Here is a 13,324-nt window from a genome sequence, read left to right on the forward strand (position 1 = left end):
TCACACCGGCCCACTTGCCGTCGTGCTCGCCTTCCGTCGGCACACCGACCCGCTTGCCGTCGGGCCCGCCTTCCTGACTTGCCCTCCGAGCCTGCCTTCCTGACCTACCTGGCGTTGGGCCTGCCTGTCGTCGGGCTCGCCTTCCGCAGTCGCACCGGCCTACCTGTCGTCGGGCCTGCCTTCTATTGGTACACGGACCCGCCCGCCGTCGGGCTCGCCTTCCGTCGGCTCATCGGCCGACCCCACCCGCCGTCGTGCCCGCCTTCCGCGCGATGCGACACACCCTGGCCTTGCCGGGCCGCCGCCCACGACCGCTGGCCGCGCTCACGCAGGCGTCCCCGCACACGAGAACCCCCGAATCGATGCTCCCAGCCAGCACCGACAATCCCCGGCCCCGCAGACACGCCAACTACGAAACCGGGGGTGCGGAAGCCCGCAACTTCTGCGGCGCGGCGTGCCCCTACTCGGCCGCAGCGATCGCCTTCATCTCGTCCACCCACTCCTCGAAGGAGTCGTGCGGCAGCAGCTCGAGAGCGCGCCGAGCCGCCGAAGCGGCCTCGTCATCCCGACCGAGCGCCTTGAGCGTCTTGGCCTTGCCGCTCTCCGCGTAGGCCTCGGGGCATTCCTCGAAAGCGACGAGCGCCTCGTCGAACCGCCCGTTCTCGAAGTAGTACCACCCGAGGTTGTTCTGCAGCGGCCCGAACCACTCCTTGACCTGCGGGTCGTCCGACCCGGCCACGATCTCCAGGCCCTGCTTGGTCCACTTCTCCGGGTCGTCCACCAAAGCGGCCATGTGTGCGGCGTCGACGGCCAGGAACGCGTCCCCTCGGGTCTTGGCCAGTACGAAAGCCGCCACGAACAGGGGCTGGGCCGCTGCGGCATCCCCACCTGAGCGGTGCAGCCGTCCCCGCTCCAGCAGCACCCGCACGCGGGCGGTGCTGTCCGGCGACACCATCGCCTCCGCCTGGTCGACGAACTCGTGACCTGCGCCGAACTCGCCGCGCAGGCCCTCGATCCTGCCCAGCTGCGTCAGCAGTTCGGCCTTGTCGTCGTCGGACGACGTGCGTTCCAGCAGCTCCTGGAAGCGCGATTCGGTCGCCGACAGGTCGGCGAAGTCCCAGAGTTCTCGCAGCCGGTCCTCCATGGGGTGCAGCGTAGGCAGGAAAACCACTGGTCGCCCATTAGAGGTTCGTGTCGAACAGCTACTCTTGGCGGTCCCCGAAAACCACCCGACCTGGAGTTACCGTTGGCCGCCGATCGCATCGAGACCGTTGTCAGCCTGTGCAAGCGCCGTGGCTTCGTCTACCCGTGTGGGGAGATCTACGGCGGTACCAGGTCGGCCTGGGACTACGGCCCACTCGGTGTCGAGCTGAAGGACAACATCAAGCGCCAGTGGTGGAACTACATGGTGCGCGGCCGCGAGGACGTCGTCGGCCTCGACTCGAGCGTCATCCTGCCGCGTGACGTGTGGGTCGCGTCCGGGCACGTCGAGGCGTTCGTCGACCCGCTGGTCGAGTGCAACTCGTGCCACAAGCGGTTCCGCGCGGACACCCTGTCCGAGGAGTACGCCGAGCGCACCGGCAAGCAGGTCGCCGAGGGTGACGTGTCGGACGTGCCGTGTCCGAACTGCGGCACCCGCGGTTCCTACACCGAGCCGAAGATGTTCAACGGCCTGCTGAAGACGCACCTCGGCCCGGTCGAGACCGAGGAGGGCCTGCACTTCCTCCGCCCCGAGACCGCGCAGGGCATTTTCACGAACTTCCTGAACGTGCAGACGACGTCGCGCAAGAAGCCGCCGTTCGGCATCGGTCAGATCGGCAAGTCGTTCCGCAACGAGATCACGCCCGGCAACTTCATCTTCCGCACGCGCGAGTTCGAGCAGATGGAGATGGAGTTCTTCGTCGAGCCCGGTACGGACGAAGAGTGGCACCAGTACTGGATCGACGAGCGCACCCGTTGGTACAACGACCTCGGCATCGCCAAGGAGAACCTGCGGCACTACGAGCACCCGAAGGAAAAGCTGTCGCACTACTCGAAGCGGACGGTCGACATCGAGTACCGCTTCCAGTTCGGCGGCCAGGAGTGGGGTGAGCTCGAGGGCGTCGCGAACCGCACGGACTTCGACCTCACGACGCACTCCGAGCACTCGGGTGTGGACCTGTCGTACTTCGACCAGGCGTCGGGCAACCGCTACAAGCCGTTCGTCATCGAGCCCGCCGCCGGTGTCGGCCGCCCGATGATGGCGTTCCTCCTCGAGGCCTACACCGAGGACGAGGCGCCGAACGCCAAGGGCGGTGTGGACAAGCGCGTCGTGCTGAAGCTCGACCGCCGCCTCGCGCCGGTCAAGGTCGCCGTGCTCCCGCTGTCGCGCAACTCCGACCTGTCGCCGAAGGCCCGCGACCTGGCGACCGCGTTGCGCCGCAACTGGAACGTCGAGTTCGACGACGCGGGCGCCATCGGCCGCCGCTACCGCCGCCAGGACGAGATCGGCACGCCGTTCTGCGTCACGGTCGACTTCGACACGCTGACCGACCTCGCGGTGACGGTGCGCGAGCGCGACACCATGTCGCAGGAGCGCGTGTCCATGGACCAACTGGAGCAGTACCTGGCCGCACGCCTGCTGGGCTGCTGAGCGGAACGAATCGCACTTCCAGCTGTGTCGGTGCCTTCCCTGCCGAATAACTTCCCGGCAGGGGAGGCACCATGCGTGACGACTGGGACTACGACGAAGTCGATGTGTACGAGGACGAGCCCGAGGACCGGCCGTCCCAACCGGACCCGGACGGGCTGACCGGGACCGACCCCGCACGCGTGGTGCGGGTGATCGTGAACGACGGCGCGGACGTGCTGGCCGTGCGGCTGGCCGACGGGTGGGAGCACGTCGTCGATCCACGTGCGCTGGGTGCGGCCGTGCTGGCCGCGATGAACGACGCCGTCGTGCAGGTGCTCGCGGTGGACCGCCCCGCGCCCCAACCGGTCCGGCGCGCACCGAGCTCCGCGGAGCCGATCACCGCGGCGGACACGCTTCGGCTGGTGGACGCCGTGTTCGCCGACCTGGATGCGTACACCCGGCGGCTCACCGAGACCGTCGACCACCCCGTGCAGGTGCGGAGCCGGGGCGGGCACGTGCACGGCACCGCACAGGCGGGCCAGGTGCTCGAGCTGATCCCGGCCCCCGACTGGGCCGCCGTCGCCCGAGGCACCGAGCTGGAGGCCGAGCTCGCCGAGGTGCTGCGGGAGCTGCGGCAGCGCAGCACCCCGCACGAGGCCGTGCCGGACAGCCCGGCGATCGCCGAGGTCCTGTCGGCGCTGGCCGATCCGCAGGCGCTGCTGCGCAGGGTGGGACTGAGCTCGTGAGCGACCTCTACACGTCACTGCACGCACTGCGTTCCGACGCGGCGGTCTGGAGGAACGTCGCGCACGACGTCGAGACGCTGCGGCCGGTGGTCGGCGAGCTGTACCTCGCCGACGCGCACATCGGTTCCGTCGCGGTCGACCACGGCATGGGCCGGCTGCTCGAGGACCTGCGTCTCGCCGTGGACTCGCTACTGGGTGGTGCGGGCCGCACGTTCCGCGAGATCAGCGACACGTTGGGGCGCACCGCGGACACCTACCTGAACGAGGAGACCGGGAACCTGCACACCATGAACCGGATCGAGGGGCAGCTGTGACGAACCCGATCATGCAGGAGGTCGGCGAGCGGGCCGAGCAGCTGGACCAGCTCATCCAGAAGGTGTTCAGCAAGGCCAACGCCATCGTGGCCTGGGCGCCGCCCGGCTCGGAGGCGGTCGTCGGCCGCATCGACGGCCTGCTGGCGAACCTCAGCACCAAGATCAAGGAGTTCTGGGACTGGTTCGACCGGTTCTGGACCATGCGCGGCGACCCCTCCCACCTCAAGGCCATCGCCCTGGAGTGGGAGCTGCGCGTCGGTGACCGGCTCGCGGACGTCGCGGTCCCGCTGGACGTCGACAAGCTGCCCACGTGCTTCGAGTGGAAGGGCCGGGCGGCCGACGCCTACAAGGCGATCGTGCCGGGACAGGCGAAGGGGCTCACCGATCTGCAGGCCGCCGCCTACCGGATGAGCGACTCGCTGCGCTCGCTCAGCAACGCCATCGACGCGTTCTGGACCGCGGTGCTGTGGGCCATCGTCGGCTTCAGCGTCGCGGTGACCGCCGCGTTGTTCGCGGTGGCGTCGATCGCGGGCTCGGTGGTGGGTCTGATCACCATGACCGCCGCGACGGCCGAGGTGTGCGCGTTCTGGGGTGCCGCCTACGGTGTGCTCGGTGGCGCGGTCTCATTGGCGGGCACCGAGTTCAGCTCCATCAAGGCGTACCTGGCGACGATCGAGGTCGAGAACATGGCGCTGGGGCGCCAGGGGCTCGCCGTCGGCACCGAGTGGAAGCAGCCCGACCTGGGCCGGTTGCAGGACGCGACAGTGGCCGACGGCGACCCGTCGGACTGGCAGCCCTACTGACCAGAAGTCCTATTGGCCGGGGCTGCGCAGCGCGGCCAGCAACGCCGATGTCACAGCGTTGACCCGGCTCCGCGCCGCCTGCCACGACCCGCTCTGGTCCACGGACAGCAATGCGACCGCGTACCGGTCGTCCACCACGCCCGCGCTGTGCAGGTAGACGTCGCTCGGCAGGTAGTACATCCAGCCCTGCTTGGTGACGGCGCCGGTGCCCAGCAACCCGAACTCCTGGTCGAACCCGTCCGCGGCGATCTCCGGTGCGGCGGACAGCGCGGGCACGATGAAGTCCCGCAGCCCCGTCGAAGCGAGCACGTACTGGTAGAGCCGGGTGACGTCGTTCGCGGTCACGACCACCTCGCCCCACTGCGACGGGTCGTCGGGCGCGTGCGTGCCGGTCAGCCCGGCGAGCGAGGCGACGCGGCTGACCGCGTCCATGCCGTCGTGCGACGTCCACAACGCGTCCATCGCCGTGTCGTCGCTGGCGCTCAGCGCCCGCGTCAGCAGGGACAGGTCGTCGTCGGACTGCGGCCCCTGGAGCATGTCGACGGCCAGGATCAGCTTGCTCAGCGAGGCCGAGTAGAACGGCTGGTCGCCGTAGCTGTCGACGAGCGTCCCGGTGCGCAGGTCGAGCACCGCGAGGCCGAGGTCGAGCTTGCCGCCCGCCGCGTCGACGGCGGAGGCGAGCGCACCGGCGAGGTCCGGGGCAGGGATCGCCGGTGCGCTGCTTTCCGGCAGCTGTGGAGCGGGAACCGCGACCACCGGCGCGGGACGGGGCTTCGCCCTCGCCTCGCACACGGTCTCCTGCGGGAATGCGGTCGTAGTCGCGAGCGCTACCGCTAACAGGCCCGCGACCAGCCCGAACCTCCCTTTCCACGACACATGTCAACGGTCGTTCAGGAACGGCCCGGTGTCGAGATCCGCGACCTGTGGGGTTGCTGAAGGTTCACCTACAGGCGCCGGGTGTCGAGCTTCTCCTCGAGCACCGCACCCGACGCGTCGCGTGACACGACGTACGCGATGGCGCCCGGCTGTTCGGTGACCGCTTCCACGAGCTCCGTGCCGCGGTAGACGAGACCGGCGCCGTCGTCGGTGCAGTGCGTGAGCGGGAGCTCGCCCGAGGCGACCGCCTTGTGCACGGCGGGCCTGCGGGTGGCCTCGCTGTCGTAGTGCACGCCGTTGCCGTACGGCAGCAGCCCCAGCCCGTTCGTCACGACCCGCAGCTCAGGTCCGAACGAGTCCGTCGTGCCGCCCACGTACCAGCAGATCGACCCGGCGGACACACCGCCGAGCACGACGCCCGCGCGCCACGCGTCGGCCAGCACCTCGTCCAGTCCGTGCACGCGCCACACGGCGAGCAGGTTCGCGACCGAGCCGCCGCCGACCCACACCACGTCGTGCGACCGCACGAAGTCCACGAGGTCGTTGGTGGGCGGCATGGTGAACAGGTTCAGGTGCGACACGTCGACACCGGCGAGCTTGCCCGCCTCGGAGACGTGCGCGTTGAACGTCCGCTGGTCGCCGTTCGCGGTGCCGACGTGGCAGAGCGACGGCCTGCCCTCCGCACCGGACAGGTCGATGGCGTGGTGGATCAGCGCCCCGAACTCGAGGTTGGTGCGACGGCCGGGGCGCCATCCGCCGGAGGTGGCGACGATGGTCGGTAGCTCAGCAGGCATGACGTGATCTTGGCAGAGGGGCCGCCGACGTCACGCAGCGAATTCTGGAAGCATGCATGGGGTGCGGACCAAGCCACTGACACCCCTGGCCAGAATCCGGCGGCTCGTGCTGAGGCTCGTGTTCGGCGCGGTTGTCGTAGGTGCGCTGGTCGTGGGCGGTACGGCGTTCCGCGTCTGGCAGGTCGCGAGGGTTGACGACTGGACGAAGGCCGACGTGGCGATCGTGCTGGGCGCCGCGCAGTACAACGGTGTGCCGTCCGACGTGCTGGAGGCCCGGCTGCGGCACACGCTCAAGCTCTACCAGCAGGGCGTGGTGAGCTACGTCGCCACGACGGGAGGCCGTCAGGCTGGCGACAAGTACACCGAGGGCCAGGCGGGCAAGATCTGGCTCGTCGAGAACGGCGTCCCCGAGGACAAGGTGCTCGAGGTCGGCGAGGGCAGCGACACGCTCGGCAGCCTGCGCGCCGTCGCCGACGTCGCCAAGGTGCACGGCCTGGAGACCGCGGTGATCGTCAGCGACCCGTGGCATTCGCTGCGCGCCCGCACGATGGCCGAGGACGCCGGGCTGACCGCGTGGACGTCGCCGACCCGCAGCGGACCGAACGTGCAGACCCGCGAGACGCAGCTCTTCTACATCAAGCGCGAGACCGGCGCGCTGCTCTACTACCGGCTGATGAAGGCCCCTGCCGGGGTGTTCGACGGGATCGCGGCACATACGCTTGGCTGATGCTGCGTTACTCCGACCACGACGCCGAGCGGCTGCTGAACGAGGAGCCCAAGGGCGGGTCACTGCCCGGCGCGCAGGAGCGGCGCACGCCGTTCTCCCGTGACCGCGCCCGCGTGCTGCACTCGGCCGCGCTGCGCAGGCTGGCCGGCAAGACGCAGGTCGTCGGCCCCGGTGAGGGTTCGGAGGTCACCGGTGTGCCGCGCACCCGGCTCACCCACTCGCTGGAGGTCGCGCAGATCGGCCGCGGCATCGGTGAGGAGCTCGGCTGCGACCCGGACGTCGTCGACACGGCCGGGCTCGCGCACGACATCGGGCACCCGCCGTTCGGGCACAACGGGGAACGCGCGCTGAACGCGCTGGCCGAGCCGTGCGGCGGCTTCGAGGGCAACGCCCAGACGCTGCGCATCCTGGTCCGGCTGGAGCCGAAGACGGCGCGCGGGCTGAACCTCACGCGCGCGGTGCTCGACGCCGCCACGAAGTACCCGTGGACGCGCCGGGCGGGCATCACCAAGTTCGGCGTGTACGACGACGACCTGGACGTCTTCGAGTGGATCCGCTCAGGTGCGCCCGAGCGCAAGCAGTGCATCGAGGCGCAGGTCATGGACTGGGCGGACGACGTCGCGTACTCGGTGCACGACGTGGAGGACGGCGTGCTCGCGCACCGCATCAGCCTGACGTCGCTGACCAGCGCCACCGAGCGCGCCGCGATCGCCGAGCTGGCCGCCAAGCACTTCTCGGCGGAACCGGTGTCCGCGCTGGAGGACGCCGCGCAGGACCTGCTGAAGATCCCGGCCGTCGCGGAGCTGGCGCGCGCGGAGTACGACGGTTCGCTCGGCGCGCAGGTCGCGTTGAAGAGGCTGACCAGTGAGCTCGTCGGCCGGTTCGCCTCCGCCCCGGTCGGTGCGACGCGCGAGGTGTACGGCGAGGGTCCGCTGGTCCGCTACCACGCGGATCTCGTTGTGCCGCCCCAGGTCGCGGCCGAGGTCGCGCTGCTGAAGGCGATGGCCGTCCGGTACGTCATGAGCGATCCGTCGCGGCTGCTGATGCAGCGGGAGCAGCGCGAGCTGATCACCTCGCTCGTGGCGCAGCTGTTGCGGCGCCCGGACCGGATGGACCCGGCGTTCCTGCCCGCGTGGGAGTCGGCCGCGGACGACGCCGCCGCACTGCGCGTCGTCGTCGATCAGGTCGCCCTGCTGACGGACGCGCAGGCTGTGGCCTGGCACAACGCACTGGCGTAGCTTCGAAGGTATGGCGGACGACGAGACACGACCGCCAGGCCGAAGATGGCCGTGGCGTCGACCGAGCAGGGAGGCGGTTCCGGCGGGCCCGGATGGGTTCGGCTGGGGCTGGGACGACGAGGGGGACGACGGTTCCGCAGGTGTGCGCGAACCACGTCACCCGAAACCGCTGGGGCCGATGGGAGGGGCGGGGGAACGGCCCATCCCCGACGATCCGATCGCAGTGCAGTTGCCCGATCCACGACACTAGGAGCAATCCCGTGACCGATCGAGCGCACCTGGCGTTCGCCACCGCACTGCACCGCGTCGCCGCGCCCGATCAGAACAGCGACGCGTGCTGGTCGCCCTACTCGGTGGCCAGCGCGCTCGCACTCGCGATGGAAGGCGCGCGCGGTGAGACGCGCGTCGAACTGGAGGGCCTGCTCGGCTCGTCGGTGACGGCTTTGTTGAAGGAAGCCGCGTCGCCGAAGGAACTCTCGGTCGCGAACACCCTGTGGGCGGCCGACGACCTGCCGCTCAACCCCGAGTTCAGCCTCGCCGCGCACGTGCGGAACGCGCCGTTCGCGTCCGACCCGGAGACCGTGCGCAAGCTCGTCAACACCGACGTCGCCGAGACGACGCACGGGCTGATCCCCGAGCTGATGCCGTCCGGCTCGGTGTCGCCGGACGCCGTCGCGATGATCGTCAACGCGCTGTACCTGAAGGTCGCGTGGCTCAGCCCGTTCCCCGCGTACGACACGACGGAGCGCCCGTTCCACACGCCCGGCGGTGACGTGGCGGTGCCGACCATGCGGCACACCGCCAAGTTCCGCTACGCCCGCAGCCCCGGCTGGCAGACGATCGTGCTGCCCGCCGCGTCCGGCGTCGAGGCCGTGGTGCTGCTGCCCGACGGCGACCTGTCCGCGCCGCTGGACCCGGTGGTGCTGGAGGCGACCGACCACGTCCGCCTCGACCTCTCGATGCCTCGGGTCGACGTGTCGATGAAGATGTCGCTCAAGGACTCACTGGTGCAGCTGGGCGTCTGGAGCATGTTCAGCGAGAACGCGGACTTCACCGGCATCTCGCCGGACCCGCGGCTGTTCGTCGACGACGTGCTGCACGAGGCCGTGCTGCGCGTGGACGAGGAAGGCCTCGAAGGCGCCGCCGCGACGGCCGCGACGTTCCGCCTGGTGTCGATCGAGATCGAGGACGACCCGGTCGTCGTCGAGGTCGACCGGCCGTTCCTGTTGCTGGTCCGGCACGCGAACACCGGCGCGATCTACTTCATGACCCGTATCGTCCGTCCGTGAACGATTTCGCACCGCGGCTCCTGGGGGAGCTGCCCGGTGACGTGTGCTGGTCGCCGTACTCCGTCGAGTCCGCCCTGCGCATCGTGCTGCGCCTCGCCGAGGGCTCGACCCGCGCGCGACTGCTGGAGCTCCTGGGTTCGGAGGAGCTGCCGGGTTCGCACCCGCCGGGCTTCGCCGTCTCGGACTCCTTGTGGGCGCGGGACTTCCTGAACCTGCCCGCGCCGGTCCGGTTGTTCGACGACCCGGCTGCGGCTCTGAAGCTGATCAACGCCGAGGTGGCTGAGGCGACCCGTGGGCTGATTCCGGAGCTGCTGAAGTCGTTGGCGCCTTCGACGACGGCGGTCGTGGTCAACGCGCTGTACCTGAAGGCTCAGTGGTGGGGGCAGTTCTGGCTCGTCGGCGACGAGCCGTTCCACAGCCCTTCCGGCGACCGGCTGGTGCCGATGATGCAGCGGCAGAGCAGCTTCCCGTACGCGCGGCTGCACGGCTGGGAGGTCGTGAAGATCCCTGCGCACGACGACGTGGAAGCTGTGGTGCTGCTGCCGTCCGACGGTATGGATCTCGATTCTCGTGCGCTCTCCGAGTTGCTGGACGCGCATGCTCACACCGAAGTGCTGCTGACCATGCCCACGCTGAAGCTCTCGTACGGCGACGACCTGCGTCCGGCGCTGGAACGGCTCGGGCTCGCGGCCGTGTTCGCGCAGGGCGGCATGCCGCATCCGGACATGGTGATCGACCAGGTGATCCACCAGGCCGTGCTGCGCGTCGACGAGCACGGCATCGAGGGCACCGCGGCCACCGCGATCATGGCCGTCGGCAGCCCGGTCCCGGTCCCCGTCGAGCCGGTCGAGGTGACGGTGGACCGGCCGTTCCTGTTCCTGGTGCGGCACTCGGTGACCGGCGCGATCTACTTCCTGGCGCGCGTGGAGAACCTGTGATCGAGTTCGCGGCCCGGCTCCACCGCGAGCTGCCGGGCGACGTGTGCTGGTCGCCGTACTCCGTGGCCGCCGCTCTGCACACCGTGCTCGGCCTGGTCCGCGGCGAGACGCGTGACGAGCTGCTGGAGTTGCTGGGTTCCGCGGGGTTGCCGGGTTCGCATCCGCCGGACTTCGCGGTCGCGGACGCCCTGTGGGCCCGTCGCGGCATGAACCTGCCGCCGCCCGTCCAGTTCTTCGACGATCCGGTGATCGCCCGGAAGCTGATCAACGCGGACGTCGCCGCGGTCACTCGCGACCTGATCCCGGAGTTGATCGACGACCTGCCACTCGACACGGTCTCGGTGCTGGTGAACGCCCTGTACCTGAAGGCGAGCTGGGCCGAGGAGTTCACCGCCGCTGGCCCGCTGCCGTTCACCACTCCGGACGGCGAGGTCGACGTGCCGTCGATGTCGGTCGAGGAACGCCTCGGCTACGCCCGCCTGCACGGCTGGCAGGTGGTGACGATCCCGGCACTCGGCGACGTCGAGGCCGTGGTGCTGATGCCGAAGCAGTCGCTCGACCTGAACCCGGCCCTGTTCGCGACCCTGCTCGCCGCGCCGCAGCCGACCAACGTCAGGTTGCGGATGCCGAAGCTGGAGTACGGCGCGGAGCTGCTGGAGCCGCTGGCCGCGCTGGGCGTGACAGGCATGTTCGTGACCGGTCCGGACTTCCCTGACCCGACGATGACCGTCGACTCCGTGGTCCACCGGACCGTGCTGCGGGTCGATGAGCACGGCCTCGAGGGCGCCGCCGGCACGGCGATGGTCGCGGTGATGGGCTGGGACGACTTCCCCGACCCGGTCGTGGTGAAGGTGGACCGGCCGTTCCTCTTCGTCGTGCGGCACGCCCGTACGGGTGCTATTTACTTCATGGCACGCGTGTCCCGCCCTGCGAGTTCTTGATCATCGCCTTACCGTTCCGGCATGACGACGCATGGGGCCGAGCAGTACCTCGTGCTCGCCGAGGCGGGCGCCACCAAAATCAGCTGCTTCAGCGGTGTCACCATCCCGGTACTGCTGCGCACCGAGGAGTACGCGGCCGCGCTCGCCCACCAGCTCGGCCTCGCGCCCGCCCCGGAGCTCGACCGCCGCAACGTGCTCGCCAAGTGCGACTTCTTCATCCACGAGTACGCACTGCGCACGCGCGTAGGCGACGACCGGCTGATGGAGGAGCAGATGCTGCACCTGCTCTTCCGCGCCGACGTGATCCGCGTCGTGCCGGCGGACGCGGGCGGCGCGGCGGCGTTCGGCCTCGACTACACGATGATCCAGTACGCCCACGACCCGCCGGTGCTCTACCTGGCGAACGTCGTGCTGGCCACCGACCAGGAGACCGTCGAGCGCGCCCTGATGATCTTCGAACGGTTGCGCGACATCGCGCTGGACAACGAGGACTCGCGCGAGATGCTCATGAGCTACCTGGCCGAGTACGACCGATAGTCGACGCGACCGATGTTCAACACGCGCGTCAGCTGGTGTTGCGGCGCAGGTAGAGCTTCATCCCGTTCTCACCGGGCAGCGCGCACAGCAGCAGCTTGACGTTCTGGTGCCGCACCGGAACCGCGCACGAGTCACCGGCGAGAAGAGTTCCGGCGAGCAGGCCTGCTGACTCGTGGTCGATGTCCAGCACGAAGTCGTTGCTCATGGATGGACCCTAGGCATTGGGCGAGGGGCAACCCAGTCACCCAAAGGTGTCACGTTTCCCCGAGCTGTCTCGTCATCAGTGCATGCCGAGGATCACGGGAGTACCGACCAACGAAGCGAACTGGCTGATCAGGCTGGTCTACCGGTTCGCGCGCAAGCGCTTCGGGGCCGTGCCGGAACCGGTCACGGTCGCCGCGCACCACCCGAAGCTGCTCATGGCCAACGGGTGGCACGAGCTGAGCGTGCAGAAAGCCTCGAAGACGGGCTCGCTGGGCGAGCTGGCCGTGTACCGCACGGCGGTGAAGCTGGGCTGCTCGTGGTGCGTCGACTTCGGGGCCATGCTGCAGAAGCACGACGGCCTGGACATCGATCGCCTGAAGGAGATCGACGACTACGCCACGTCGCCGAAGTTCACCGAGCTGGAACGGCTCGCGCTCGCCTACGCGGACGCGATGACCGAGACGCCGATCACCGTCACCGACGAGCAGGTGGCGGAACTGGAGCGGCGTCTCGGCCGCAAAGCGCTGGTCGAGCTGACCTACCTGATCGCGCTGGAGAACTCACGTGCCCGCTTCAACAGCGCGTTCGACATCACCGATCAGGGCTTCACATCCGGTGACGCCTGCCTGATCCCGGTGCCCAGCGATCAGGTCTCGATGACGAAGTCGAACTTCGCCGTGTAGCGACCGCTCACCAGCGGGCCGAGCTCGACCGTGCAGTCGCGGTCGAGGTACCGGTCCCGCCGGTTGAGCGCGGCGACGTTCATCCCGTACGCCTTCAGGTTGTCCGGGAAGAACAGCTGCGTGGTGAGGATCGGGCCGTTCGCCGCCTGCACTTTCACGTGGATGTGCGGCGTGCGGCCCGGATAGTCCTTCGGGACGACTGTTTCGAGCGTGTACGCGCCGGTCGCGGCCGAGTACTGGTGGCCGCGCATCTTGAAGCTGGGGCTGGAGTTGTCGTACGCGCCCTTGTCGTCGGCCTGCCAGAAGTCCAGCAGGGCGCGGGGGATGGGCTTGCACTTCGTGGTGTAGACGAAGCCGGTCAGGCTCAGCACCACGCCGGTGACTCCCGAGGTGCGCAGGTTCGTGCGCTGCGGGGAGTTGCGCTTGAAGTAGGGGCCTTCGATGTTCGACGGTGTGTCGTCATCGTCGACGCAGGTGGGGGTGAGCGCGAGTGGCGCTCCCTTGGCCAGTGGTGCGGTAACGGCAGTCAGTGCGACAGCCGCTGCGCCGGTCGCCAGCAGCTTGCGGCGCGACGGGTTGTCTTCGGTCATGTCGATCTTCTCCGTGTTCCACCCGACGGCAGG

16 protein-coding genes are annotated in these 13,324 nt (G+C 69.5%); 11 read left to right on the top strand and 5 right to left on the bottom strand.

All coding sequences use genetic code 11. The features are described 5' to 3' along the window. Positions 1 to 460 precede the first annotated feature (460 nt). The gene (locus tag FKR81_RS38110) at positions 461 to 1,144 is read right to left on the bottom strand and encodes a tetratricopeptide repeat protein (protein WP_146359324.1); all 684 of its coding nucleotides are present in this window, start codon (positions 1,142 to 1,144) and stop codon (positions 461 to 463) included. Positions 1,145 to 1,246: 102 nt separating this feature from the next. On the opposite strand from FKR81_RS38110, the gene FKR81_RS38115 reads away from it, so the two are divergent. The 4 genes from FKR81_RS38115 to FKR81_RS38130 all read left to right on the top strand — a co-directional run bounded on the left by FKR81_RS38115 (position 1,247) and on the right by FKR81_RS38130 (position 4,474). Further along, positions 1,247 to 2,632 carry a glycine--tRNA ligase gene (locus FKR81_RS38115; RefSeq protein ID WP_146359327.1) on the top strand — a complete coding sequence of 462 codons (1,386 nt, stop codon included), beginning with the start codon at positions 1,247 to 1,249 and terminating at the stop codon, positions 2,630 to 2,632. A 71-nt stretch (positions 2,633 to 2,703) separates the two neighbouring features. After that, entirely contained in the window at positions 2,704 to 3,357 is a 654-nt protein-coding gene (locus FKR81_RS38120; RefSeq protein WP_146359330.1) for a hypothetical protein, read from the top strand. Continuing rightward, a complete protein-coding gene (locus FKR81_RS38125) occupies positions 3,354 to 3,671 on the top strand; it encodes a hypothetical protein (protein WP_146359333.1) in 318 nt (105 codons plus the stop codon). Before FKR81_RS38120 ends, FKR81_RS38125 begins: the two co-directional genes overlap by 4 nt. Further along, positions 3,668 to 4,474 carry a hypothetical protein gene (locus FKR81_RS38130; protein WP_146359336.1) on the top strand — a complete coding sequence of 269 codons (807 nt, stop codon included), beginning with the start codon at positions 3,668 to 3,670 and terminating at the stop codon, positions 4,472 to 4,474. The genes FKR81_RS38125 and FKR81_RS38130 overlap by 4 nt, the downstream gene beginning before the upstream one ends. Positions 4,475 to 4,483: 9 nt before the next feature. Here the strand turns inward: FKR81_RS38130 and FKR81_RS38135 are convergent, their stop codons facing one another. Together FKR81_RS38135 and FKR81_RS38140 are read right to left on the bottom strand one after the other, a co-directional pair. Then, the gene (locus tag FKR81_RS38135) at positions 4,484 to 5,350 is read right to left on the bottom strand and encodes a serine hydrolase (RefSeq protein ID WP_146359339.1); all 867 of its coding nucleotides are present in this window, start codon (positions 5,348 to 5,350) and stop codon (positions 4,484 to 4,486) included. A gap of 68 nt (positions 5,351 to 5,418) precedes the next feature. Next, the gene (locus FKR81_RS38140; protein WP_146359342.1) at positions 5,419 to 6,144 is read right to left on the bottom strand and encodes a Type 1 glutamine amidotransferase-like domain-containing protein; all 726 of its coding nucleotides are present in this window, start codon (positions 6,142 to 6,144) and stop codon (positions 5,419 to 5,421) included. Positions 6,145 to 6,205: 61 nt separating this feature from the next. Between FKR81_RS38140 and FKR81_RS38145 the strand changes: the two genes are divergently transcribed. The 6 genes from FKR81_RS38145 to FKR81_RS38170 all read left to right on the top strand — a co-directional run bounded on the left by FKR81_RS38145 (position 6,206) and on the right by FKR81_RS38170 (position 11,814). Then, complete coding sequence (locus FKR81_RS38145; RefSeq protein ID WP_235922149.1) at positions 6,206 to 6,871, top strand: YdcF family protein; 666 nt, start codon at positions 6,206 to 6,208, stop codon at positions 6,869 to 6,871. Next, the gene (locus tag FKR81_RS38150) at positions 6,871 to 8,109 is read left to right on the top strand and encodes a deoxyguanosinetriphosphate triphosphohydrolase (RefSeq protein ID WP_146359348.1); all 1,239 of its coding nucleotides are present in this window, start codon (positions 6,871 to 6,873) and stop codon (positions 8,107 to 8,109) included. The genes FKR81_RS38145 and FKR81_RS38150 overlap by 1 nt, the downstream gene beginning before the upstream one ends. A 260-nt stretch (positions 8,110 to 8,369) precedes the next feature. Next, complete coding sequence (locus tag FKR81_RS38155) at positions 8,370 to 9,398, top strand: serpin family protein (protein WP_235922150.1); 1,029 nt, start codon at positions 8,370 to 8,372, stop codon at positions 9,396 to 9,398. Then, on the top strand, positions 9,395 to 10,336 hold the full coding sequence (locus FKR81_RS38160; RefSeq protein ID WP_146359354.1) for a serpin family protein: 942 nt from the start codon (positions 9,395 to 9,397) through the stop codon (positions 10,334 to 10,336). Before FKR81_RS38155 ends, FKR81_RS38160 begins: the two co-directional genes overlap by 4 nt. Further along, positions 10,333 to 11,277, top strand: a complete 945-nt coding sequence (locus FKR81_RS38165; RefSeq protein ID WP_146359357.1) for a serpin family protein — start codon at positions 10,333 to 10,335, stop codon at positions 11,275 to 11,277. The genes FKR81_RS38160 and FKR81_RS38165 overlap by 4 nt, the downstream gene beginning before the upstream one ends. Positions 11,278 to 11,298: 21 nt before the next feature. Further along, positions 11,299 to 11,814, top strand: coding sequence for a DUF5753 domain-containing protein (locus FKR81_RS38170; RefSeq protein ID WP_146359359.1), 516 nt, complete (start codon positions 11,299 to 11,301; stop codon positions 11,812 to 11,814). A gap of 28 nt (positions 11,815 to 11,842) precedes the next feature. Here the strand turns inward: FKR81_RS38170 and FKR81_RS44070 are convergent, their stop codons facing one another. Continuing rightward, entirely contained in the window at positions 11,843 to 12,019 is a 177-nt protein-coding gene (locus FKR81_RS44070; protein WP_186763415.1) for a hypothetical protein, read from the bottom strand. 82 nt (positions 12,020 to 12,101) lie between these two features. Here FKR81_RS44070 and FKR81_RS38175 point away from each other — a divergent pair, with 82 nt between their 5' ends. Next, positions 12,102 to 12,701 (top strand): carboxymuconolactone decarboxylase family protein, encoded by a 600-nt coding sequence (locus tag FKR81_RS38175; protein WP_146359361.1) that lies wholly within the window; start codon positions 12,102 to 12,104, stop codon positions 12,699 to 12,701. Here FKR81_RS38175 and FKR81_RS38180 read toward each other — a convergent pair. Continuing rightward, positions 12,665 to 13,291: a dioxygenase family protein gene (locus tag FKR81_RS38180; RefSeq protein ID WP_146359364.1), complete on the bottom strand. Its 627-nt coding sequence runs from the start codon at positions 13,289 to 13,291 to the stop codon at positions 12,665 to 12,667. The genes FKR81_RS38175 and FKR81_RS38180 overlap by 37 nt on opposite strands. Between the last annotated feature and the right edge of the window lie 33 nt (positions 13,292 to 13,324).

The sequence above is a fragment of the Lentzea tibetensis genome, from assembly GCF_007845675.1.
Classification (GTDB): Bacteria; Actinomycetota; Actinomycetes; order Mycobacteriales; family Pseudonocardiaceae; genus Lentzea; species Lentzea tibetensis.